The 20,566-nt window shown below is 61.8% G+C and carries 23 protein-coding genes; 11 read left to right on the forward strand and 12 right to left on the reverse strand.

Annotation, left to right across the window (positions count from 1 at the left end):
- Positions 1-35: 35 nt before the first annotated feature.
- Together WI754_RS01675 and WI754_RS01680 are read right to left on the reverse strand one after the other, a co-directional pair.
- Positions 36-1,193, reverse strand: coding sequence for a Re/Si-specific NAD(P)(+) transhydrogenase subunit alpha (locus WI754_RS01675; RefSeq protein WP_349435892.1), 1,158 nt, complete (start codon positions 1,191-1,193; stop codon positions 36-38).
- Between the two features lie 194 nt (positions 1,194-1,387).
- Entirely contained in the window at positions 1,388-1,612 is a 225-nt protein-coding gene (locus tag WI754_RS01680; RefSeq protein WP_349435893.1) for an aa3-type cytochrome c oxidase subunit IV, read from the reverse strand.
- A 547-nt stretch (positions 1,613-2,159) separates the two neighbouring features.
- Between WI754_RS01680 and WI754_RS01685 the strand changes: the two genes are divergently transcribed.
- The 3 genes from WI754_RS01685 (at position 2,160) to WI754_RS01695 (ending at position 4,398) form a co-directional block, all read left to right on the forward strand.
- Complete coding sequence (locus WI754_RS01685; RefSeq protein WP_349435894.1) at positions 2,160-2,579, forward strand: hypothetical protein; 420 nt, start codon at positions 2,160-2,162, stop codon at positions 2,577-2,579.
- On the forward strand, positions 2,576-3,262 hold the full coding sequence (locus WI754_RS01690; RefSeq protein WP_349435895.1) for a hypothetical protein: 687 nt from the start codon (positions 2,576-2,578) through the stop codon (positions 3,260-3,262). The genes WI754_RS01685 and WI754_RS01690 overlap by 4 nt, the downstream gene beginning before the upstream one ends.
- Before the next feature lie 377 nt (positions 3,263-3,639).
- Positions 3,640-4,398, forward strand: a complete 759-nt coding sequence (locus tag WI754_RS01695; RefSeq protein ID WP_349435897.1) for a gamma-glutamyl-gamma-aminobutyrate hydrolase family protein — start codon at positions 3,640-3,642, stop codon at positions 4,396-4,398.
- Positions 4,399-4,411: 13 nt separating this feature from the next.
- Here the strand turns inward: WI754_RS01695 and WI754_RS01700 are convergent, their stop codons facing one another.
- The 3 genes from WI754_RS01700 to WI754_RS01710 form a co-directional block, all read right to left on the reverse strand.
- The gene (locus WI754_RS01700) at positions 4,412-5,383 is read right to left on the reverse strand and encodes a 2-hydroxyacid dehydrogenase (RefSeq protein WP_349435898.1); all 972 of its coding nucleotides are present in this window, start codon (positions 5,381-5,383) and stop codon (positions 4,412-4,414) included.
- 28 nt (positions 5,384-5,411) lie between these two features.
- Positions 5,412-6,440, reverse strand: a complete 1,029-nt coding sequence (locus WI754_RS01705) for a LacI family DNA-binding transcriptional regulator (RefSeq protein ID WP_349435900.1) — start codon at positions 6,438-6,440, stop codon at positions 5,412-5,414.
- Positions 6,441-6,543: 103 nt separating this feature from the next.
- Complete coding sequence (locus tag WI754_RS01710) at positions 6,544-7,044, reverse strand: MarR family transcriptional regulator (protein ID WP_349435903.1); 501 nt, start codon at positions 7,042-7,044, stop codon at positions 6,544-6,546.
- A gap of 95 nt (positions 7,045-7,139) precedes the next feature.
- Here WI754_RS01710 and WI754_RS01715 point away from each other — a divergent pair, with 95 nt between their 5' ends.
- The 3 genes from WI754_RS01715 (at position 7,140) to WI754_RS01725 (ending at position 10,170) form a co-directional block, all read left to right on the forward strand.
- Positions 7,140-7,931, forward strand: coding sequence for a creatininase family protein (locus WI754_RS01715; RefSeq protein WP_349435904.1), 792 nt, complete (start codon positions 7,140-7,142; stop codon positions 7,929-7,931).
- A 143-nt stretch (positions 7,932-8,074) separates the two neighbouring features.
- A complete protein-coding gene (locus WI754_RS01720) occupies positions 8,075-9,181 on the forward strand; it encodes a GTP-binding protein (RefSeq protein ID WP_349435906.1) in 1,107 nt (368 codons plus the stop codon).
- A complete protein-coding gene (locus tag WI754_RS01725; protein WP_349435907.1) occupies positions 9,181-10,170 on the forward strand; it encodes a WD40 repeat domain-containing protein in 990 nt (329 codons plus the stop codon). Before WI754_RS01720 ends, WI754_RS01725 begins: the two co-directional genes overlap by 1 nt.
- 46 nt (positions 10,171-10,216) lie before the next feature.
- Here WI754_RS01725 and WI754_RS01730 read toward each other — a convergent pair whose 3' ends face one another.
- The 3 genes from WI754_RS01730 to odc2 form a co-directional block, all read right to left on the reverse strand.
- Positions 10,217-10,660: a glyoxalase superfamily protein gene (locus tag WI754_RS01730; protein WP_349435909.1), complete on the reverse strand. Its 444-nt coding sequence runs from the start codon at positions 10,658-10,660 to the stop codon at positions 10,217-10,219.
- A 438-nt stretch (positions 10,661-11,098) separates the two neighbouring features.
- Positions 11,099-11,689 carry an N-acetyltransferase gene (locus WI754_RS01735; protein WP_349435911.1) on the reverse strand — a complete coding sequence of 197 codons (591 nt, stop codon included), beginning with the start codon at positions 11,687-11,689 and terminating at the stop codon, positions 11,099-11,101.
- Between the two features lie 90 nt (positions 11,690-11,779).
- Positions 11,780-12,913 carry an ornithine/lysine decarboxylase gene (odc2, locus tag WI754_RS01740; protein WP_349435913.1) on the reverse strand — a complete coding sequence of 378 codons (1,134 nt, stop codon included), beginning with the start codon at positions 12,911-12,913 and terminating at the stop codon, positions 11,780-11,782.
- 696 nt (positions 12,914-13,609) lie between these two features.
- Between odc2 and WI754_RS01745 the strand changes: the two genes are divergently transcribed.
- The 3 genes from WI754_RS01745 (at position 13,610) to WI754_RS01755 (ending at position 16,298) form a co-directional block, all read left to right on the forward strand.
- Positions 13,610-14,509, forward strand: a complete 900-nt coding sequence (locus WI754_RS01745) for a LysR family transcriptional regulator (RefSeq protein WP_349435914.1) — start codon at positions 13,610-13,612, stop codon at positions 14,507-14,509.
- A 98-nt stretch (positions 14,510-14,607) separates the two neighbouring features.
- Positions 14,608-15,249: a DUF1007 family protein gene (locus WI754_RS01750; RefSeq protein ID WP_349435915.1), complete on the forward strand. Its 642-nt coding sequence runs from the start codon at positions 14,608-14,610 to the stop codon at positions 15,247-15,249.
- A gap of 2 nt (positions 15,250-15,251) precedes the next feature.
- On the forward strand, positions 15,252-16,298 hold the full coding sequence (locus tag WI754_RS01755) for a nickel/cobalt transporter (RefSeq protein WP_349437691.1): 1,047 nt from the start codon (positions 15,252-15,254) through the stop codon (positions 16,296-16,298).
- Positions 16,299-16,308: 10 nt separating this feature from the next.
- Here WI754_RS01755 and WI754_RS01760 read toward each other — a convergent pair whose 3' ends face one another.
- The 4 genes from WI754_RS01760 to WI754_RS01775 form a co-directional block, all read right to left on the reverse strand.
- Positions 16,309-16,524, reverse strand: coding sequence for a hypothetical protein (locus tag WI754_RS01760; RefSeq protein ID WP_349435916.1), 216 nt, complete (start codon positions 16,522-16,524; stop codon positions 16,309-16,311).
- Positions 16,521-17,213, reverse strand: coding sequence for a GNAT family protein (locus WI754_RS01765; RefSeq protein WP_349435917.1), 693 nt, complete (start codon positions 17,211-17,213; stop codon positions 16,521-16,523). The genes WI754_RS01760 and WI754_RS01765 overlap by 4 nt, the downstream gene beginning before the upstream one ends.
- A 131-nt stretch (positions 17,214-17,344) precedes the next feature.
- Positions 17,345-18,109 (reverse strand): tellurite resistance TerB family protein, encoded by a 765-nt coding sequence (locus tag WI754_RS01770; RefSeq protein WP_349435918.1) that lies wholly within the window; start codon positions 18,107-18,109, stop codon positions 17,345-17,347.
- A gap of 129 nt (positions 18,110-18,238) precedes the next feature.
- Positions 18,239-18,877 carry a 2-dehydro-3-deoxy-phosphogluconate aldolase gene (locus WI754_RS01775; RefSeq protein WP_349435920.1) on the reverse strand — a complete coding sequence of 213 codons (639 nt, stop codon included), beginning with the start codon at positions 18,875-18,877 and terminating at the stop codon, positions 18,239-18,241.
- 235 nt (positions 18,878-19,112) lie between these two features.
- Between WI754_RS01775 and WI754_RS01780 the strand changes: the two genes are divergently transcribed.
- Both WI754_RS01780 and WI754_RS01785 read left to right on the forward strand, forming a co-directional pair.
- The gene (locus WI754_RS01780) at positions 19,113-19,610 is read left to right on the forward strand and encodes a CYTH domain-containing protein (RefSeq protein WP_349435921.1); all 498 of its coding nucleotides are present in this window, start codon (positions 19,113-19,115) and stop codon (positions 19,608-19,610) included.
- Complete coding sequence (locus WI754_RS01785) at positions 19,585-20,490, forward strand: CHAD domain-containing protein (RefSeq protein ID WP_349435922.1); 906 nt, start codon at positions 19,585-19,587, stop codon at positions 20,488-20,490. The genes WI754_RS01780 and WI754_RS01785 overlap by 26 nt, the downstream gene beginning before the upstream one ends.
- Positions 20,491-20,566 lie beyond the last annotated feature (76 nt).

Below are 20,566 nucleotides of genomic sequence, written 5' to 3' on the forward strand. Positions count from 1 at the left end.
TTCCCCCGAAGCGCCAGAGCCGTCCTCTCCAATCTTCAAGCTGTTGCGGTGACTGCGGCCGCAGCCGGGGCAAAATGCGGATGCACGATCGCGCCGTCATGCGTCAGCATCGTCGCCTTGACGAGTTCATCCTCGACATTCAGCGCCAGCGCCTTCGTCTCCTTACCGACCATGGTCTCGAGGAAGGTGACGAGGTTCTTGGCGTAGAGCGCCGAGGCCGAGGCGGCGATGCGGCCGGGCACGTTCAGATAACCGACGACCTTGACGCCCTCGACCTCGACCACCTGGTCGGCCACCGCACCCTCGACATTGCCGCCGCGCTCGACGGCGAGATCGACGGCGACCGAGCCGGGCTTCATGCTTTTAAGCATCTCGCGGCTGATCAGCCGCGGCGCCGGGCGGCCGGGGATCAGCGCCGTGGTGATGACGATGTCCTGCTTGGCGAGATGCTCGGCGGTCAGCGCCGCCTGCTTGGCCTTGTACTCCGCCGACATTTCCTTGGCATAACCGCCTGATGTTTCGGCCGCCTTGAATTCCTCGTCCTCGACGGCGATGAACTTGGCGCCGAGCGAGGCAACCTGTTCCTTCGAGGCGGGACGCACGTCGGTGGCCGAGACCACCGCGCCGAGACGCCGCGCCGTGGCGATCGCCTGCAGGCCGGCGACACCGGCGCCCATGACGAACACCTTGGCCGCCGGCACCGTGCCCGCCGCCGTCATCATCATCGGCATCGCCCGGTCGAATTCGCAGGCCGCGTCGATCACCGCCTGGTAGCCGGCAAGATTGGCCTGGCTCGACAAGACGTCCATCGACTGCGCCCTTGTGATGCGCGGCATCAGCTCCATCGCAAAGGCGGAAATGCCGGCCCGCGCCATCTCGGCCAGCGCCTCACCGTTGCCATAGGGATCCATGATCGCCAGCACGATGGCGCCGGGCTTGTAGGCGGCAATCTCGAACGACGTCGGCCGGCGCACCTTCAAGACCACATCGGCGCCGCCCGCATCCGCAGCAGAGCCGATCCGCGCGCCGGCCTTCTCGAACTCGCCATCCGGAATCCGCGACAAGGCCCCGGCACCCGCTTGAACGACAACCTCGAAACCAAGCGCCTTCAGCTTCTTGACGCTCTCAGGCGACCCGCCGACACGCCCTTCGCCACCCACGGTTTCCAACGGTATGAATACGGTATCTGCCACAGGTTCCTCCCTGAAACGGGTTTTCAGGTGCCTGGCAATCGCCAGACCTCCAATCCCGTACACTCGATGTCCGCGCGCCGATCGCGTTTGGCGGCTGGCGCGCATGCTCTTCCGGGCCGGAAACTCGCCGGGCCACGGGAAAACAGGCACCTCACTCCCAAGTGCCCGTCTTCGTCAAAACTTTGGAAAGCCGATCAGCGCAGAAGCACGAAGCCGGCGACGTTGAGGAGGATGAACAGCACGAGCGCGGTGAAGAAGCCAGCCGTGGTGAAGAAAGCGGCCGCCATGGCGATCAGCAGCGCCGCACAGAAAAGCGTTCCAAATTTCGCTGCTTCGAGGAAGAACGTGTAGGTCTTCTCGTGTTCGGAGTAATCCATCGGAGCGCCCGTTTCGACCGGTCCGGAATGATGTTCAGCCATGATGCATGTCTCCCTGGATACCATGGCGCCGCACCTAACAGGCCCGCGGGCACCATGCCTCGTCTCAAAATTCATTGCATGCGCATCTACGCGCCGCAAGCTGCCAATTACGCATAGCTGCCCTTACACAATGTGACGGCTGAGCGCAACGGAAACCGAGAACCGAGCCTGTGGGCCAGGGGTGGAGCGAGAGCAGGGATAGGGTTAAGCTTCAAACCCGACAAGGGAGAACCATCGCAGCAGGCGCCACGGAAACGCGGCGAACTCGGCAACCGGATCCCTCCCCTACATGGCGCGGCGTACCAAGCGTTGCGCTCGCGCAGCCCCCCGCTCGAAGAGTTATTGCCGAAGGCACAAGGATAGATCCACGGACCGATCGGAAAAAACGCCGCTATATTGCGCACGACAGACGAAATTCGACCTGTTGGAAGCTTTAAACTCGGCAACGAAGCATATCTTAAAACGCTGCTGAGTATTGATTGTTATTACAAATCGTAATTAGGTGTCGCAACAACGTTCATATGGATCTCAATGTGGGAGAACCACAATGCTGACGGCAGCCGAGCTTAGTTTTTTTGCCCGAAACGGCTTCCTTCATGTCAAAAACTTTGTCGATCCTGTCACCTGCGAGAAGCTCGTTGATCATACATGGACACGCTTCCCGCCGGAGTGGTCTCGAGATGATTCGGCGACGTGGAGTGGCGACCTGGCAGATTCCTGCCATATCGCAGACTTGAAGGCGCGTCGCGGTTTAACGCAGTTCCAAAAGGGGGACCTTCTCGATCATCCAGTCGTCGACGGCTTCTTTTCGTCTGATGGTCCCGGCGGCCAGCTGGCGAAGGAGCTTATCGGCTCTCCCTTGTCTAAGTTTCATGTTCGCGGCCTCTACGCGATCGTGCCATTGCCGTCATCCATAACCTACAAGGTTGGCGGCAGGCCGCATATTGAGGCCACCCCGCGCAATTGATTTCCCTGCACTATCTGGAGGATGTCGTGCCCGGCGGCGGCGGTCTGCACGTATGGCCGGGAAGCCATCGGGAGATTTATCCCAATATGGGTTCGAAGCTCGAACATGTGACGACACCCGAGTACGAAGAGATTTTCAACCGATGGGTTCGATTGCAGCCGCTTGAACTCCATGGCGAACGCGGCGATGTCGTGATCATCCATCATCGGCTGCTTTTGTGCGACTATCAAAGAAGCGACTGTAAGACGCTAATTGCACAAAGACCTTCTCCTGATGTGTGGGAAGACTGGCCAGCCATCGCCGCATTGCCCGCGCACCTGAGAGATGCACCCTCGGACTACACTTTGAGCCCGCTTCCTGACGACCAGCTCGTGCCCGCATCATGGAGCGCAAAAGACCGCCTGTCCGGCGCAAATTCGAGTACGGGCGACCCGTCCAGCATAAGGAAATCCGACGCGTCGATACTTGCGCGGGGTCGACAAGTTGGTGATGTCTGGATCGCGCTGTCTGATGACCCGAAGACTGCTAACGCATCGAGTTGTTTCCGCGAGGTTCGGACTTGGACGCACAGGGCGTTAGGGTCAGCGTCAATGGCGAGAGGATTTCTTCTCTATGCCGCTTTGACATTATTTCCAGACTCCCAAACGAGCCGGGCGAATACGAGATCGAAGTCCAAGGCGTAACGCGCGAAACCTGGATCCGGGTGCTTCGCATCCAACTGCCGTTTCAAAACACAGAGTTTCTCCTGAGCGGTACCCTCACACCCGGAAAGAATAGCCTACGCTTCAGCGCATCATGAAAATCCTTGCAACAAGCCGTTGGAGCACGACGCAATGGTTCAGCGGTACCATGCCTGCGACACGTCGTCTCCTTGCGCGGCCTGCCAAGTCGTCTCCACATAGCTGAGAGGGCTCGATCCCCCATTCCCAATCCGCATATTGCTCGCCACCCGACGAGCAGAGTTGACTTTGCCCGGCGCCTGAGAGCAATGGCAAGAGGACGCAAAACGAGGCTTCGAGTCGGCGAGACCACGGACCGAAGCCGCAGATGGAGACCCGCAATGCGCAAACCCGTTGTTGCCATACCGGCCGATTTCAGGGCCTTCGACGGCAATGTCTGGCATGCCACGCCGCATCAATATGTCCGCGCCGCCGTCGAAGGCTCCGGTGTGATGACATTCCTGGTGCCGGCGCTCGAGACCGGCAACGACGCCGATGATATTCTCGACCGTGTGGACGGCGTGCTCGTCAGTGGGTCGCGCACCAATGTGCATCCGTCGCTCTACGGCAAGCAAGCCACCGAAGCGGACGGGCCGTTCGATCCGGGCCGCGACGCAACGAGCCTTCCGCTGATCCGGCGGGCGCTGGAGCGCGGCGTGCCGTTGCTGGCCATCTGCCGCGGCATACAGGAACTGAATGTCGCGCTGGGCGGCACGCTGGCGAGCGAAATCCAGGACAGGCCCGGCATCTGGGATCACCGCAAGCCGGACGTGCAGGAACTCGATATCGCCTACGGCATCCGCCAGATGGTCATCGTCAAGGAAGGAAGCTGCCTTGCTTCCGTTCTCGGTACCGGCGAGGTGCAGGTGAATTCGCTGCATCGGCAGGCGATCTCTGAGGCGGCACCGCGTCTCGCCGTCGAGGCCGTCGCCGAAGACGGAACGATCGAGGCCGTGTCGGTGATCGACGCGAAGGCCTTTGCCGTCGGCGTGCAATGGCACCCGGAATACTGGGTCGGCCAGGACGGTCCGTCATCGACCCTGTTTCAGGCTTTCGGCGACGCGGTTCGTGCCTACGCGGCCTCGAAGGCGAAGGCCTGACAGATCTGGCCCGTTAAGCGGTCCTGCGCTTGAACGGCGTCTCGTCCACCGGCGTCAGCGCAGCGCCCGTCTCGAACCAGGCGATGAGATTGTCGACGACGAGGTCGGCCATGGCGTTGCGTGTCGCCTGCGAGGCAGAGCCGACATGCGGCAGCAGCGACACGTTCGGCAGCGTCAACAGAGCGTCTGGAACATGGGGTTCGTATTCGAACACATCGAGGCCAGCGGCGGCGATGACACCGCGCTGCAGCGCGTCGGCAAGGGCGGCCTCATCCACGGTCGCGCCTCGCCCGACATTGATCAGGACACCTTGCGGCCCCAAGGCCTGCAGAACCTCCGCATTGACGGTTCTGCGGGTGCTCTCGGTGCCCGGCACGATGACGATGATCGTATCGACGGCCTCGGCCATTCCCTTCAGCGTCGGATAGTGCCCATACGCAAGCCCCTCGCGCGGCGTGCGGGTGTGATAGGCGATGGACACCCCGAAGCTTTCGAGGCGCCTGGCTATTGCCAGGCCGATGCGCCCGAGCCCATAGAGACCAACCGTGCGGCCACGCAGCGTCAGCGGCGACAGGGCAAAGGCGCCCTCCTTGGCCCAGCGGCCCTGGCGCAGCCACTGCTCCGCGGCAGGAAGCTGGCGCACCGTATTGATAAGCAGGCCGATCGCCGTATCCGCCACTTCTTCCGTCAGCACATCCGGAGTGTTGGTGACGACGACGCCGCGCTTCGCCGCATGTCCGGCATCGACGCCGTCATAGCCGACGCCGAAATTGGCGACGATTTCGAGGTTCGGCAGGGCATCGATGAAATCGGTAGGGATTTTTCCCTGCACGGCAACTCCGGAGACACCGGCAGCCATGTCGGCGGTGACCAGCGCGGGATCAGCCGCCGAGACAAAGACCGGCTCGAAGTGATCCGGCAGACGATCGAGCACACGCTTGCTCATCCTTCCGGGCACAAGAATACGGGGACGGCCTTGCGGCATCTTTCGCTCCTTCCGGGATCGGATCGGATTATTCGGTTGAAGGCGACCGAAGCGGGCCGGTCGACTGACGGATCCGCATTTCGGGCTTGATGAGGTGGATGCCGTCCGGCTCGTGGCTGCCGTTGAGCTTGTCGAGCAGGGCGCGCGCAGCACTTCGGCCCACGTCCGATTGCCCGTTCCAGACGGTGGTCAATGCGGGCGTGGAGATCGACGCTTCCTCGAGATCATCGTAGCCGGTGACCGACACATCGCGGCCGGGAACGAGGCCCGCGCGCGCGATGCCGTTCATCATGCCGATGGCGACGAGATCGTTCCAGCAGACGACCGCGGTTGGTTTTTGCGGCAGGGACAGCAGATGCACCGCCGCCTCGAAACCGCCCTGCATGGAGCGGGGGCCGGGAATGCGCAGGTCGGGGTCGACATCGATATTGGCCTTGCGCAATGCCGTCACATAACCCTGGTAGCGGTCCCGTCCGGTCGACGTCTGGTCCGTGCCGCCGACCATGGCAATGACGCGGTGTCCAAGGCTGATCAGGTGATTGGTGGCGAGCGAAATGCCATAGGCGTCGTCGCCGCGGAAGATCGGCACGTCGACGCCTTCGATCGAGCGGGCGATCAGGATCGCCGGCATGCCGTTGTCTTCGGCAAGCTGGATATCTTCCGGCGGCGTACCGATGGCCGGCGACATGATGACGCCGTCGCCGCCCAATTGCAGCAGGGTCTCGATGAAGGCGCGTTGCTTTTCGACGGAATCATAGTGATTGGAAAGAATGAACGTCTGCCGGTCGCGATCGAGTTCTGCCTCGATGGCCTTGAGGATTTCGCCGTAGAAGGGGTTCATGATGTCGTGCACGACGACGCCGATGATGCCGGAGCGGGATGTGCGCAGGCTGGCGGCGCGGCGGTTGTAGATATAGCCGAGCGCCCGCGCCTGGTCCTTGATCTTGTCGCGGGTGATGGCGGCAACGAGCGGGCTGTCGCGCAATGCCAGTGAAACGGTCGCCGTGGAGACCCCAAGCGTTTCGGCAATGGTTGAGAGCTTGATCTTCTGCGCCACGTTTCCCCCTTCAGTTGCCCGGTTAGACACCGGTATTTTTAAATCCTCTTTAAACTGTTTAAATTAGCACTGCAATCGCCAAATTGTGGCGCGTTCTTCAGAATTATTCCGCCGCGTCGGAGCTCTGGAGATTGCCGTCGACGGCGCGCAGCAGCTTCATCAGCGTCTTGATCTGCTTTTCGCTGAGGCCCTTGGTGGCGATTTCTTCGGAGGTTTTGCCCGCGGCAGCGATGGTCTGGAGCCGGTCGCGGCCGCTTGTGGTGAGGTAGACCTTGGTCAGCCGCGCATCCTCGTCATCAGCCCGCCGTTCCAGAAAGCCCTGGGCCTCCATCCGGCCGATCGTGCGGGTCATGGTCGGGGCCTTGACGCCAAGCTTCATTGCCAGCACGCCTGCCGTCAGCCCATCGGTTTCGGCGAGCGCCAGCATCACGCCGTCCTGGCCCGCATAAAGGCCGCTTTCGAGTAGATTACGCGACAGCACGGTGCGCATCGAGCGCGCCGCCTGCACCAGCACGGATGCAAGATCCTGCGCCTCGACGGCGACGTCGTGGTTCTTCTTCTTGCCGCCCTTGGTTTTCTTCTCGGCCTTGCTCTTCTTTCCCATCGGTCCTCCACCAAATTTCTTGCACGGCCACTCTTCCACTGTATGACTCGAATAACACCCCCGCCGCAAGTACAACCGAAAGGCATAAACAAAGCATGACGTTCCCGGCACCCCGTTGGAAAGACAATGTTTCCGATCTTCCGCCCGTTGCCCGGGAAGACTGGATCGCTGTGCTTCCGCTGGGCGCACACGAACAGCATGGGCCGCACCTGCCCTTCGACACCGACACGCTGATTGCACAGGGACTGGTCGAGCGATTGATCTCGCGATTGCCGCCCGCTTTGCCCGTGACTTTCCTGCCCGCGGAACCGGTCGGCTATTCGATCGAGCACATGGATGTGAACGGTACGCAGTCGCTTTCCTACGACGAAGCCGTGGGGCGATGGCTCGCGATCGCGCAAGGCCTCCACGGCCAGGGCATTCGCAAATTCGTCATGCTGAACGCCCATGGCGGCAACGCGTCGCTCATGACCATCGTCGCAACGGAAGCGCGGGTGCGGTTCAACATGCTGGCGGTCGCAACGAGCTGGACGCGCTTCGGGCAGCCCGACGGCTGGATCAGGCCGGAAGACAAGGCGATCGATATTCACGGCGGCGATATCGAGACGTCGGTGATGCTGGCGCTCCATCCAGAGAGGGTGGACATGGCGAAAGCGGCGCGATTCGGCTCCCGCCAGAGCGATTTTGCCCAACGCTACAAACACCTGCGCGCCTATGGTCCGCATGCTTTCGGCTGGAAGATGTCGGATCTCAACGAAATGGGCGTGGCCGGCGACGCTGCAGCGGCAACGGCCGAGCGAGGCGAGCAATTGATCGCCCACGCCGTTTCCGGGATCATCGAACTGTTGGAGGATGTCGCGGCTTTCGATCCGTCGAGCCTTCGGTAGCAACGGGCGTGCGTTCAACACAAACTATCGATGCGGCAAAACAGCCTGAAGAATCCGGGTCTGGTATTTGCGCTGGCGCGTTCGATCTCCTATATCAGCACGAACCCGATGCCGAACGCATCCGAATTTCTCGAGGTTTTCCCATGACCGAAGCATCCACAGCCAAGCCGATTCCCGTTACCGTGCTCACCGGCTATCTCGGCGCCGGCAAGACGACGCTGCTCAATCGCATTCTTTCCGAAAACCATGGCCGGAAATACGCCGTCATCGTCAACGAATTCGGCGAGATCGGCATCGACAACGACCTGATCGTCGAGTCCGACGAAGAAATCTACGAGATGAACAATGGCTGTGTCTGTTGCACCGTGCGCGGCGACCTGATCCGCGTCGTCGAAGGCCTGATGCGCCGCCCGGGCCGCTTCGATGCGATCATCGTCGAAACCACTGGCCTTGCCGACCCGGTGCCCGTCGCCCAGACCTTCTTCATGGACGACGACGTGCGCGCCAAGACCGAGCTCGATGCCGTCGTCGCCCTGGTCGACGCCAAGCACCTGCCGCTGCGCCTGAAGGACTCGCGCGAAGCCGAAGACCAGATCGCCTTTGCCGACGTCGTACTCTTGAACAAGACCGACCTGGTGACGCCGGAAGAACTGGCGAAGATCGAAGCGACCGTCCGCGTCATCAACCCGTCGGCCCGCATCCACCGGACCGTGCGCTCCGAGATCGACCTGACGAAGGTTCTCGACCAGGGCGCCTTCAATCTGGAACGGGCGCTGGAAAACGATCCGCATTTCCTCGATCAGGATGATCACGACCATGATCACGAGTGCGGCCCGGATTGCGACCACGATCACCACCACCATGATCACGACCATCATCATCACGATCATGATCACCATCACCACGACCATGCCCCCTCGCCGATCCATGATGTCACGGTGCAGTCCGTTTCGCTGCGGGGCGGCGAGATGAACCCGGACCGCTTCTTCCCCTGGATCCAGAAGATCACCCAGACGGAGGGCCCGAACATCCTGCGGCTCAAGGGCATCATCGCCTTCAAGGGCGACGAGGAGCGTTATGTCGTCCAGGGCGTGCACATGATCATCGAAGGCGACCATCAGCGTCCGTGGAAGGACGGCGAGAAGCGTGAAAGCCGCCTCGTCTTCATCGGCCGCGAGCTTGACCGCGAAAAGCTGGAACGCACCTTCAAGGCCTGCGAGGCCGCTCCGGCCGAGGCCGCAGCACACTGATGCCGACAGTTGCTCCTCTTGATCTCGAAGGCCACGTCGCAGGCGTGGCCTTTTTGGGTGACGTGCCGTTCTTCGCCGAATCGTCCGGCCTCGTCCACCGCCTCGATCATGGCCACAAGACTGTGGAAGCGCATGAGGGTCTTCTCTCCTGCGTGCGTGACGACGCCACCGACACGCTGCTGACCGGTGGCGAGGACGGCAAGGTGCTGCGCGTTCAGCTCGACGGGACGACGACGGAAATCGCCAGCGTTCCCCGCAAATGGATCTCGCAGGTTGCCGCCGGCCCGCAAGGCGCCGTCGGTTATGCCTATGGCAAGACGGCGCATGTCCGGCTCGCCGACGGCACCGTCAAGGATTTTACCGAGGAGCGGACGGTGGAAGGCATCGCCTTTGCACCGAAGGGAATGCGCATCGCCCTTGCCCGCTACAACGGCGTGTCGCTCCACTGGGTGGCGATGGCCGGACAGCCGACGGAGCTTGAATGGAAGGGCGCCCATACCGGCGTGACCTTCTCGCCCGACGGCCGCTTCGTCGTCACCACCATGCAGGAAAATGCCCTGCACGGCTGGAAGCTCGACACCAAGCCCGGCGCCGAGACGCGCCACATGCGCATGACCGGCTATCCCGCCAAGGTGAAATCCATATCCTGGTCCGCCAAGGGCAAATGGCTCGCCTCCTCCGGCGCGCCCGCCGCCATCGTCTGGCCCTTCCAGGCCAAGGACGGCCCGATGGGCAAGGCGCCGCTCGAACTCGGCACCCGCGCCAATATCATGGTCACCCAGGTCTCATGCCATCCGATCGAGGAGATCGCCGCGATCGGCTATGCCGACGGCATGATCCTCGTCGTGCGCTTCGCCGATGCCAAGGAAGTGCTGCTGCGCCGCCCCGGCAAGGGCGCGATCACCGCCATGGCCTGGAACAGGAACGGCCGCCAATTGGCCTTCGGTAGTGAAGCGGGCGATTGCGGCGTGGTTGATATTACCGCTTGATCTTCGTCTGCGGCGAGTAGGCATCGCGGGCCAGGGCCCGCGATGATCACCACATCAATTCGACATGCGGCCTGCCGTTCGACGTCTTTTCGACCGTTCGGCCGGTTTCGTCGATCGTGCAATGGACGCGCTTTCGGAACGCCGAGAAGCTGTCGAAGGTGACGACATCGACGGCCTCGTCGAGATCGAGTGTCAACCGGTAGCGGCCGGGCTGGGCGGTGACGGCCTGGACGCCGAGGATTTTTGCCTCGAAGGGCTGGCCGAGATAGTGGCCCTTGACGCGGGAGCCGAGCATCCAGGGATTGAGCGGCGGGCGGTTGCCGGCCATCGCGTGAAGGGTGTTCCAGTCGCGAAAGCCGTATTGCGCGGCCAGAAGTTCCAGCGATTTCGAGTGGGTGATATCCTGCCCTTCGGCGGCGAGGCCGGCGCGCAGCCGTTTCGCCTGGTCTTTCAGGGCATCGAGGGACGGGAGCGGGATTGATCCGCGCATAGGGGTCTCCAACAGGAGCGTGCAGTCTTTCGGAGGGAGCCCGCCTTGCCACCGTTCGCACGCCACAATGATGGACGACCGAATTGGGAACGAGAGACTTCACCAAAAGCTTAAAAGCTTGCGGACGGCCGGGGCTCTCACCCGTTACCGTGGCGTGTAGTTCATCCGGGCGGCGCTGTCAATTTCAGGCATGCCGAAACCCCGCTCCGGAGACAGTCGGGCCTCCGGAGCGGCACTGCTTGGGTTGGTTGGTATGCATGTCAGGCTTTGCTGCCTGCCCGGCACCGGATTGCAGAGTATTTTCCCAGCCTCCGGCACCGCCTTCAGGACCGGACCACGCCGGGTGGCAAGGCCGGTTCGCGAACCCGGTTTCCCGCCCTGAAGACCATCAAAGAATGACACGGTTTTTCAGCGCGGGGATCAGCGGGGATGAAAACGTCAGGCGGCGCGGCGCAGCCGCGGCATGGCGAGTTTGCGGCCGCTGGCGACCAGCATGCCGGCAGCGCCTTCCAGCCAGCCGTCCTTCAGTTCCAGCGCCAGGAACCGGTTGCGCTCGAACGGACCGGGCATGACGAGATGCTGCGCCTTGGTGGCGAAGAAGCCGAAGCGCTCGTAGTAGGGCGCATCGCCGACAAGCAGGATGGCGCCATGACCACGGGTCTTCGCCTCGCCGATCGCAGCCCGCATCAGGGCACCGCCGATACCCTTGCCCTCATGGGCAGCATCGACCGCGAGCGGGCCGAGCAACAGGGCATCGACCGGCGTACCATCGCGGCTGACGCCGGCTTCGACGTTCCACAGGCGCACCGTGCCGATGACATGGCCGTGCGGATCGCGAGCAACAAGCGCCAAACCTTCGGCCGGCACGCGGTCGCGGCGCAGCGCTTCCGACGACTTGCGGCGGCGGTTCGGCCCCATGGCGCGATCGAGCAGGTTTTCCCGCGCGACGACGTCGCCGGGGTTTTCCATGTCGATGGTGAAGGCATTCTGCGCGAAGAACGCGCGGACAGAATCAAGAACAGCGGCCATTTTGGCCTCCCGTACCCAATACCGTGATAAGCGGCGATGAACAAAAATTGTGAACTTGCTGCTCCGGCTTTAAAAACCGGAGCAGGCTTGTCAGATGACGTAGGACTTCAGCGGCTCGAAACCGTTGAAGGCGACGGCCGAATAGGTCGTCGTGTAGGCGCCTGTGCCCTCGATCAGAACTTCGTCACCGATCGTCAACGAAATCGGCAGCGGATACATGTTCTTCTCGTACATCACATCGGCCGAATCGCAGGTCGGGCCGGCGAGAACGCAAGGCTCCATTTCGTCGGCGTCATGGGCGGTGCGGATCGGGTAGCGGATCGCCTCGTCCATGGTTTCGGCGAGACCGCCGAACTTGCCGATGTCGAGGAAGACCCAGCGGTGGTTGTCGTTGTCCGACTTCTTCGAAATCAGGACGACTTCCGACTTGATCACACCGGCATTGCCGACCATGCCGCGGCCCGGCTCGATGATGGTTTCCGGGATGTTGTTGCCGAAGTGCTTGCGCAGCGCACCGAAGATGGCCTTGCCGTAGGCTTCGGCGGAGGGCACGTCGCGCAGGTACTTGGTCGGGAAACCACCGCCCATGTTGACCATCTTGAGCTCGATGCCCTGCTTTGCCAGCTGCACGAAGACGCGCTTGGCATCGGCAAGGGCCGAATCCCAGGCATCGACCTTGGTCATCTGCGAGCCGACATGGAACGAGACGCCGTGCGAGGCAAGGCCGAGCTGATGGGCATAGACGAGAACGTCGACGGCCATCTGCGGGACGCAGCCGAACTTGCGCGACAGCGGCCATTCGGCACCTTCGCCATCGGTCAGGACGCGGCAGAACACCCGTGCGCCCGGAGCCGCGCGGGAAACCTTTTCGACTTCCTCGTGGCTGTCGACGGCAAAGAGCGAAACGCCGAGCGCATGCGCCTTGGCGACGTCGCGTTCCTTCTTGATCGTGTTACCGAACGAGATGCGCTGGGCTGTCGCGCCGGCATCAAGCGCCATTTCGATTTCAGCGACGGACGCGCAATCGAAGTTGGAACCCATGCTGGCGAGAAGGCGCAGGATTTCCGGCGCCGGGTTGGCCTTGACGGCATAGTAGATGGAGCTGTCCGGCAGGGCATGGCGGAAAGCCTTGAAATTGTCGCGCACGACATCGAGGTCAACTACAAGGCACGGGCCTTCGGGACGTCGGGTGTTCAAGAAGTCGATGATGCGTGCAGTCGTCATGGTATTCCCCAATCTGTTAGGCTCCGGAAAGCCGGAGGACAAAGGGCATACGCGAACACGTCCTGGTACCAGCCGGTGGAGACCCCGGGACCAGACATGCGCACGATGCGCGGATGGTGAACAACGCCCCGCCAAGAGCTTTGTTCGGCTTTGTCTGCCATTGATTGGAGGGAGAACCCTACCGCACTTCCGGCAATGAAGGTGTGCCTCTTCAGTAACCCCCGCTGATGGAAAGCAGGGAGAGAACAAAAAGGCCCGCACCGTCGTTGCTTCAGATGTCCTCGCATTTTCCGGTTGGCCGGAATAGCGACTGGAGGGGTTAATTCCAGGTACCTTACCGATTTCCTCACCAATTCGAGGGTTCGGCGGACACCCATGGGCACGTGCGACTTTGGGCTGCAGCGGAGATAAGAAAAAACCTTGTCGTAATCAAGAGTTTTTTCGATTTGGCGGTTGAATTTTTTCCAGAGACGGAAACAATTATTCCGTTCATATTTATTGAACAATGAAATGTCTCGGTTTTCCCGGGCCAAGCCATTGATTCCAATTGACTTCCTTTTGGAAATTTTGCCCGTTCTTTTCAGCTTGCTGCAGGGCACGAGAAGGGCATGTGAGAGATGAAGACGCCGGACTGTCGGCTGCGCGAATCGAATACGGATCGCCGCGGCCACAGATGAAAAAGGGAATGATGGACCTATGGATACCTTGACCCGCATTCGCGCCTTTATCGATGTCGTCGATGCCGAGGGCTTCTCCGCCGCCGCCCGGCGCGTCGGGCGCTCGAAGGCGCTGCTCTCCAAATATGTGCGCGAACTCGAGGACGAACTCGGCGCACTGCTGCTCAACCGCACCACCCGGCAATTCTCGCTGACGGAGGCCGGGCACACCTATTATCGGACGGCGTCGGAAATCCTCAAGGAGATCGACAACCTCGCCGACCTCGTCCGCGCCAGCAATTCGGACCTCAAGGGCCGGCTGCGCATTTCCGCGCCCCGCACCTTCGTCGATGCCGAGATCGGCCAGTCGCTGATCGATTTCGGCAAGGCGCATCCGGAACTGTCGCTGGAAATCGTCTCCGATGACCGCTTCGTCGACCTGGTCGAGGAGGGTTTCGACGTCGCGATCCGCATCACGAAACTGGAGGATTCGACGCTGATCGCCCGCAAGCTGGACGACTTCCAGGTGCAGATCTGCGCATCGCCGGAGTTTCTCGAAAAGACCGGGCCGATCAACCACCCGTCCGAACTGTCACGGCACGCCTGCATCATCGATACCAACGGCCGCTCCTACAGCAACTGGCGCTTCGTCGAACCGGACGGCACCACGTTCAGCGTGCCTGTCGGCGGGCCGATCGAGGTCAACAGCCCGCTTGCCGCCGTGCGCGCGGCCGAATCGGGCATCGGCATATCCGGCGTTCCGGAATTCATCGCCCGGCCGAAGATTGCTGCCGGCACGCTGGTTCCGATCCTGGAGACCTATCTTCCCAAGGACCGCGGCATCTATGCGATCTATCCGCATCGGCGCTACCTGCCGACGAAGGTGCGGACCTTCGTCGATTTCCTGTACAACTGGTTCCGCAAGAACACGGGAAATTGACGACTTTGCCGCAGGCGGAAAGTCCCAATTCCGTCCCATTTGGCATACATTGCATGATGTATCGGCTGCGCCGGTATTGCGAAGGGAAGCACGACACCATGAAACCATTGTCCCTGATCCTGGCGGTCGCGGCCTGTCTTGCCCCCTGCGCTGCGCTAGCCCACCCGCATATCTTTGCGGAAGCGCGGCTGGAGATCGTTGCGGACGGCTCGAATCAGATCACCGAACTGCGCAACGTCTGGCGGTTCGACGAGCTGTTTTCATCCAGTGTCGTGATGGATTTCGACAAGAACTCCAACGCGCAGCTCGATCCTGACGAGCTGCAGGAGGTCGGCCAGACCGTTCTCGATTCGCTGGCAGAATACAATTACTACACGACGATCAGCGACAACGGCAAAACCATCAAGGTCGACAAACCTGATGCGATCACCGCCGACTACAAGGACGGCCAGCTGCTTTTGATGTTCGCCGTCAAGCCGGCCGAGGCGATGCCGCTCAAGGGCACCCTGTCGTTCGGGGTCTACGATCCGACTATGTATACGGCGATGGACTTCCCGACCGATGAGGACCTTGTCCCGGTCGGCGATCAGCTGAAGGCCTGCGAACACAAGGTGGTCCGCCCCGACCCCGATGAGGTGCTGGCTCAGAATCAGGCGAGCCTGACGGACGCCTTCTTCAACGACCCGACGGGGACCGACATGTCGAAGATGTTTGCGACGAGGATCGAATTCAAATGCTGACGATGCGTAGAACCGTGCACCTGCTGGGCCTGGCGCTGACGCTGTCGGTCGCTTGCGCCGCTCTGGCCCATGCCCAGTCGCCGCTCGGCATCGGCACGGCCGAGCCGGCCTTCAAGACGACGGGCATCTTCGGCGGTTTCTTCGCCTTCGTGAACATGGAGCAGCAGCGCTTCTATCATACGCTGACGGAAGCGATCAAAGGCATGCGGGAGAACCCCTGGCAGCTCTGGTCGCTGATCGGGCTCTCCTTCGCCTATGGTGTTTTTCACGCCGCCGGCCCCGGCCACGGCAAGGCGGTGATCTCCTCCTACATGATTGCCAATGAGACCGAGCTGAAGCGCGGCGTGCTCCTGTCGTTTCTCTCCTCGATGATGCAAGGCGGCGTTGCCATCCTGCTGGTCGGCGCCGCCTATCTCGTGCTGCGTGGTTCCTCGATCTCGATGACGCAGGCGACGCATTTTCTTGAAATAGTCAGCTACGCCCTGATCGCAGCGTTCGGCGGCTGGCTGCTGTTCCGCAAGCTGCGTGGGCTGCGGCAGCGTCGACCAGCACCGGCATTGGCGCAGGATGCCCATCATGGTCACAGCGCCCATGAGCACGATCATGGACACCACCACGACCACGCGCATCATTCCCACGACCATCACGGCCACAGCCATCGGCCGGGCGAGGTCTGCGACACCTGCGGCCATGCGCATGCGCCCGATCCGTCGATGCTGAAGGGCGATCGCTTCGCGCTGCGGGAAGCCTGGTCGGCGATCATCGCCGTCGGCTTGCGGCCCTGCTCCGGCGCGCTGATCGTCCTGAGCTTCGCGCTTTTGAACGGGCTTTATCTCGGCGGCGTGCTGTCGGTCTTCGCCATGTCGATCGGCACTGCCATCACCGTCTCGGCGCTGGCAACGTTGGCTGTAACCGCCAAGGACCTGGCCGTGCGCTATGCCTCAGGCGGAAACGCGGCGATGCGGATCAGCAACGGCATCGAAATCTCGGGCGCGCTGCTGGTGCTGGTGCTGGGCGTCGTGCTGCTCGGGGCGTCGCTACAGGGCTAGGCTCGAACTTTTAAAGCCCGCGCCGGCGCTGATGACGGGCACGCAGCCAGAAGATCAGGAAGAAGCCGAGCACGAACAGTGCGCCGACGACGGCCGCCAGCCACGGCGAGATATCACCGAGCGAAAGCATGATCTTCGGCAGGATGAAGAAACCGAAACCGACGACGATGAGGATGATGGCGGCGGCAATGGCCGGCGAGCGGTCTTTCTTTTCCGGCGCGGTCATGCCGTCTCCTTCTGCGCGATCGCCGCGCGAATATCTTCGAGTCTACGTTTCTGTGTTCCGTCGGCCGCAAAATTATCCGGCGACAGCCAAGCCTCGAAGGCGGACTTGAGCACCGGCCATTCACCGTCGATCATCGAAAACCAGGCTGTGTCACGGTTTGCCCGCTTGGAAATCATATGCTGGCGGAAAACCCCTTCGAAGGTGAAGCCGAGGCGGTTGGCCGTCTTCTTGCTCGCTTCGTTGCGGTTGTCGCATTTCCACTCGTAGCGGCGATAGCCGAGATCCTCGAAGGCATGCCTGGCCATCAGGTAATGCACTTCGGTGGAGAGCGGCGAGCGAGCCATCGTGAAGGAATGCGCGACGCCGCCGACTTCGACCACCCCGTTTGCCGGATCAGGCCGCATGTAATTGGCCATGCCGACGACATCGCCGCTTGCCTTGTCTTGGAAGACTTCGGTGATCCAGCCGGATTTCTGGACAGTGGTCAGCCAGGCATCGAAATCCTCGACGCCGCGAAAATCGTCCTGCGAGAAATACTGGAGGCGCGCGTTGATATCGAGCCCGCCAAAGGCCTGCCACAGCGCGGCCAGATGTTTTGCGCGGTCATAAGGCTCGATGCGGACATAGCGGCCGTCGAGTGTCACCGGCTTTGGGGCCGGGCAGCCGGTCCAATTCGTCAAATCGCGCATCTGCTGCTCCAGAGTGGCCACACTACCAACCTTGGGACCGGTCCGGAGATTATCCGGACCGCGTTCCCGAAGGCCCTGCTGGCATAGGACAGCTCAGGCATCCGCACAAATGCAAAGTGGTGATGGATGGATCACCAGGGCGATTTGATCGGCGGCTCGCCGGTCTGAGGAACTGAGGTTTTGGGTTCGGCAGCAGGTGTTTTGGCGGCCGATACCGTCGCCTCGATATGATCGACCAGCGCATCGGCAAGGCCGAGGCGGCCGGCGAGAAGATCGAGATAACCGCGCTCGGCACGGCTGTCCGGCTCGATGGCGAGGCGCGAGGCGGTGTAGAGCTCGACGCGCTCTTCTTCCGTCTTCGCGGCCGCGACGATCGCGTCGAGATCGACCGGATTGCTGAGTTCGTCATTGAGGAATTGTTCCGCTTCCGAATCGAGGCCGGAGAGCTTGACCTTGTCCATGATGCGGGCGCGCTCGGCATCGTCGATATGGCCATCGGCGCGGGCAGCGGCGATCATGGCGCGGACAAGGACGAGCACGAAATCGTTGCGGATGGCGGCGGGTTCGGTGCTGAAACCGGAATCAGCCGGCGGCGGCAGGAGTTCCGGCTGGGCCTGGGCCTCCGGCTGCGCTGCCGGCTCCTTGCCGGCCTGGTAATTCTTGTAGGCCTGATAGCCGAGACCGGCGATGGCAGCGAGACCGCCGAGCTTCAATGCGGCGCCCGTCACCTCGCGGCCCGTTCCAGTGCCGAGCAGGACGGCGGCGATGGCACCGGCGGCAAGCGGATTGTCCTTGGCGAGCTGCGTCACTTGTCCGGCGCGATCGCGCACGGTGCCGCCGGCGCCCGGGATCTGCGAGCCCAAGAACTGATCCAGCAATTTCTTCGCGTCAAACATACGGTCACACTCCCTTGGCCGATCGAAGTCGGATTGAGACATAGGAATGCGACGAAAGAAATACAAACGCGAAGACGAAAAAGGCCGCGCCCAAGGGCGCGGCCACTCCAGTGCGTCTATGCGCAGCAATCAGCCCTTCAAAGCAAAAGCTTCGGCGGCGAGCTTGGTGATGCCGGCCCAGTCGCCCTTGGCGACCAGGTCCTTCGGCGCGACCCAGGAACCGCCGACGCAGACGACGTTCGGCAGCGACAGATAATCCTTCGCATTCGACAGCGAGATGCCGCCGGTCGGGCAGAACAGCGTGCCGGCAAGCGGCGACGACAGCGACTTCAGGTAAGCCGCGCCGCCAGCCTGTTCGGCCGGGAAAAATTTCATGACGTCGTAGCCTTCCTCGCGCAGACCCATGACTTCGCTGGCGGTGGCAGCGCCGGGCAAAAGCGGGATATCGGAATCGTTGGCGGCGTCGATCAGTTCCTGCGTCGTGCCGGGGCTGACGATGAACCGAGAGCCGGCTTCGACCGCGGCCTGATATTGGGCCGCATTGAGGATGGTGCCCGCACCAGCAACCGCGCCTTCGACTTCATTGGCAACGGCGCGGATCGCTTCGAGCGCGGCCGTCGTGCGCAAGGTGATCTCGATTGCCTTCAACCCGCCGGCGACCAGGGCGCGCGCCAGCGGCACCGCGGTTGCGACGTCGTCGATGATCAGCACCGGAACCACCGGCTGCAATTTCAGGACGGAAAGAAGTGTGTCGGTTTTCTTGCTCATGCCGGCCGCCTTTGCTTTAAAACGATTGAAATCGCAGTTCGAATACCCTTCCCATCCGCTTTTGTCGAGACCAAACGGGTGTTTTCGAACCTATTCGAACATGGTGACGCCGGCTTGACAACACGCCTCGGGACGCCTGGCCGAAGCTGCGGCTAGTCCGAAGTGCTCGCTTGTTCCATCGCCACAAATATGTAGTCTATCTAAAATCAACCTCGGCGAAGCGGCGAGCAATGCGATGGCCAAGGAAATAGAGCGCAAGTTTCTGGTGGCGTCCGAGAGGTGGCGAGGTGCGGCAGATCGCGGCACGCGCCTGCTGCAGGCCTATGTCGTAACCATGGACGACCGGTCGGCCCGCGTCCGGTTGATGAACGACGAGCGCGCCAAGTTGACCATCAAGATCAGCAACGGCTCCATGACGCGAGACGAATTCGAATATGACATTCCGGTTGCCGATGCGAAGGAGATGATGTCGAAAGCCATCGGCCTCGTCATCGAGAAGACGCGCTATGAAGTGAAGCATGGCGGCTTTGTCTGGGAAGTCGACGTCTACGGCGGCGCGCACGAAGCGCTCGTCATCGCCGAAGTCGAACTGAACGCAGAAGGCGATACGCCGGAGCTTCCAAGCTGGCTCGGCGCCGAAGTGACCGGCGACCCACGCTATTCGAACCAGTTTCTGGCCACCAACCCGCTGGCTTCGAGAGACGATCATGAGCTATCATATTCACCCTTCTGAGAACTTCCTGCAGGAGTTCAAGGCGGTCGGCACCGAGCAGTTGAACCTTGCCATCTCCGCGTTGACGGAGCGCCCGGACGGGCTGCTGGAAGCGATCCATGACGCGCGCAAACACTTCAAGCGGCTGCGTTCCCTTTACCGCCTCGCCGCCACCGATGCGCCGGCGTTCGGGCCGGCCGAAAACGCCCGCATCCGCGACATGGCGAAAACACTTTCGACGTTTCGCGATGCGACGGCTCTTGTCGAGGTCAGCGAATTTCTTCAGCGTCATGCCGAAAACCGCGAGGAACGCGCAGCATTGAAGCGGATCGGCAAGATGCTGGCTGCCCGGCGCGACAGGCTTGCCGCCCACGAGAAACCGCTTGAAGAAAGCGTAGCGAAAGCGATTGCGACCTGCGGCCAGGCGCTCGAAGCGCTTTCGCATGTCACGTTCGAAGATGACGGCGACAGGAGCGCCAAACACCTCGCCAAGGGTTGGCGCCGGATGCTGAAGCGTGCGACTGCGGCACGCGATGCCTGCAGGGAGACGACGGACGCGCATCTGTTTCACGAACTGCGCAAGCGCTGCCAGGATTACCGCTACTACCTCGATCTGCTGCAGCCGCTCTGGCCGTCGGCAATGCATGCAAAGAGGGTCGAGGTAACCGAGGTCGTCGATCTGCTCGGCCATTACAACGATCTCGCTCTGCTCTCGTCGCTCGTCAACGAGCAGCCGGACCTTTTCGGCAAGAGCGAGGACCTCGCCCATCTCCTGTCGGCGGTCATCACGCAGCAGGAGGCTCTGCGGAAAGCAATCCTTCTGGCCGCAGAGTCCGTTTTCCGGGATGATCCAATGAACGAAAGCCGGAAAATCCGACTGTTGTGGCAGGACGCCGCCTGACAGCAGTTCAAAGTTACAGCGACCTTTGCGCGTCTCAAAAGACGCGCGGCGCTGTAAAGTGACAAACACGCCTGTT

Origin of the sequence: Pararhizobium sp. A13, assembly GCF_040126305.1 — a bacterium.
Classification (GTDB): domain Bacteria; phylum Pseudomonadota; class Alphaproteobacteria; order Rhizobiales; family Rhizobiaceae; genus Pararhizobium.

Excerpts from the sequence above, each read along its gene's own strand:
- WI754_RS01680 (WP_349435893.1), bottom strand. The coding sequence starts at position 1,612 with ATGGCTGAACATCATTCCGGACCGGTCGAAACGGGCGCTCCGATGGAT.
- WI754_RS01685 (WP_349435894.1), top strand. The coding sequence starts at position 2,160 with ATGCTGACGGCAGCCGAGCTTAGTTTTTTTGCCCGAAACGGCTTCCTT.
- WI754_RS01695 (WP_349435897.1), top strand. The coding sequence starts at position 3,640 with ATGCGCAAACCCGTTGTTGCCATACCGGCCGATTTCAGGGCCTTCGAC.
- WI754_RS01700 (WP_349435898.1), bottom strand. The coding sequence starts at position 5,383 with ATGCCGCAAGGCCGTCCCCGTATTCTTGTGCCCGGAAGGATGAGCAAG.
- WI754_RS01710 (WP_349435903.1), bottom strand. The coding sequence starts at position 7,044 with ATGGGAAAGAAGAGCAAGGCCGAGAAGAAAACCAAGGGCGGCAAGAAG.
- WI754_RS01715 (WP_349435904.1), top strand. The coding sequence starts at position 7,140 with ATGACGTTCCCGGCACCCCGTTGGAAAGACAATGTTTCCGATCTTCCG.
- WI754_RS01720 (WP_349435906.1), top strand. The coding sequence starts at position 8,075 with ATGACCGAAGCATCCACAGCCAAGCCGATTCCCGTTACCGTGCTCACC.
- WI754_RS01725 (WP_349435907.1), top strand. The coding sequence starts at position 9,181 with ATGCCGACAGTTGCTCCTCTTGATCTCGAAGGCCACGTCGCAGGCGTG.
- WI754_RS01730 (WP_349435909.1), bottom strand. The coding sequence starts at position 10,660 with ATGCGCGGATCAATCCCGCTCCCGTCCCTCGATGCCCTGAAAGACCAG.
- WI754_RS01735 (WP_349435911.1), bottom strand. The coding sequence starts at position 11,689 with ATGGCCGCTGTTCTTGATTCTGTCCGCGCGTTCTTCGCGCAGAATGCC.
- odc2 (WP_349435913.1), bottom strand. The coding sequence starts at position 12,913 with ATGACGACTGCACGCATCATCGACTTCTTGAACACCCGACGTCCCGAA.
- WI754_RS01745 (WP_349435914.1), top strand. The coding sequence starts at position 13,610 with ATGGATACCTTGACCCGCATTCGCGCCTTTATCGATGTCGTCGATGCC.
- WI754_RS01750 (WP_349435915.1), top strand. The coding sequence starts at position 14,608 with ATGAAACCATTGTCCCTGATCCTGGCGGTCGCGGCCTGTCTTGCCCCC.
- WI754_RS01755 (WP_349437691.1), top strand. The coding sequence starts at position 15,252 with ATGCGTAGAACCGTGCACCTGCTGGGCCTGGCGCTGACGCTGTCGGTC.
- WI754_RS01760 (WP_349435916.1), bottom strand. The coding sequence starts at position 16,524 with ATGACCGCGCCGGAAAAGAAAGACCGCTCGCCGGCCATTGCCGCCGCC.
- WI754_RS01765 (WP_349435917.1), bottom strand. The coding sequence starts at position 17,213 with ATGCGCGATTTGACGAATTGGACCGGCTGCCCGGCCCCAAAGCCGGTG.
- WI754_RS01770 (WP_349435918.1), bottom strand. The coding sequence starts at position 18,109 with ATGTTTGACGCGAAGAAATTGCTGGATCAGTTCTTGGGCTCGCAGATC.
- WI754_RS01775 (WP_349435920.1), bottom strand. The coding sequence starts at position 18,877 with ATGAGCAAGAAAACCGACACACTTCTTTCCGTCCTGAAATTGCAGCCG.
- WI754_RS01780 (WP_349435921.1), top strand. The coding sequence starts at position 19,113 with ATGGCCAAGGAAATAGAGCGCAAGTTTCTGGTGGCGTCCGAGAGGTGG.
- WI754_RS01785 (WP_349435922.1), top strand. The coding sequence starts at position 19,585 with ATGAGCTATCATATTCACCCTTCTGAGAACTTCCTGCAGGAGTTCAAG.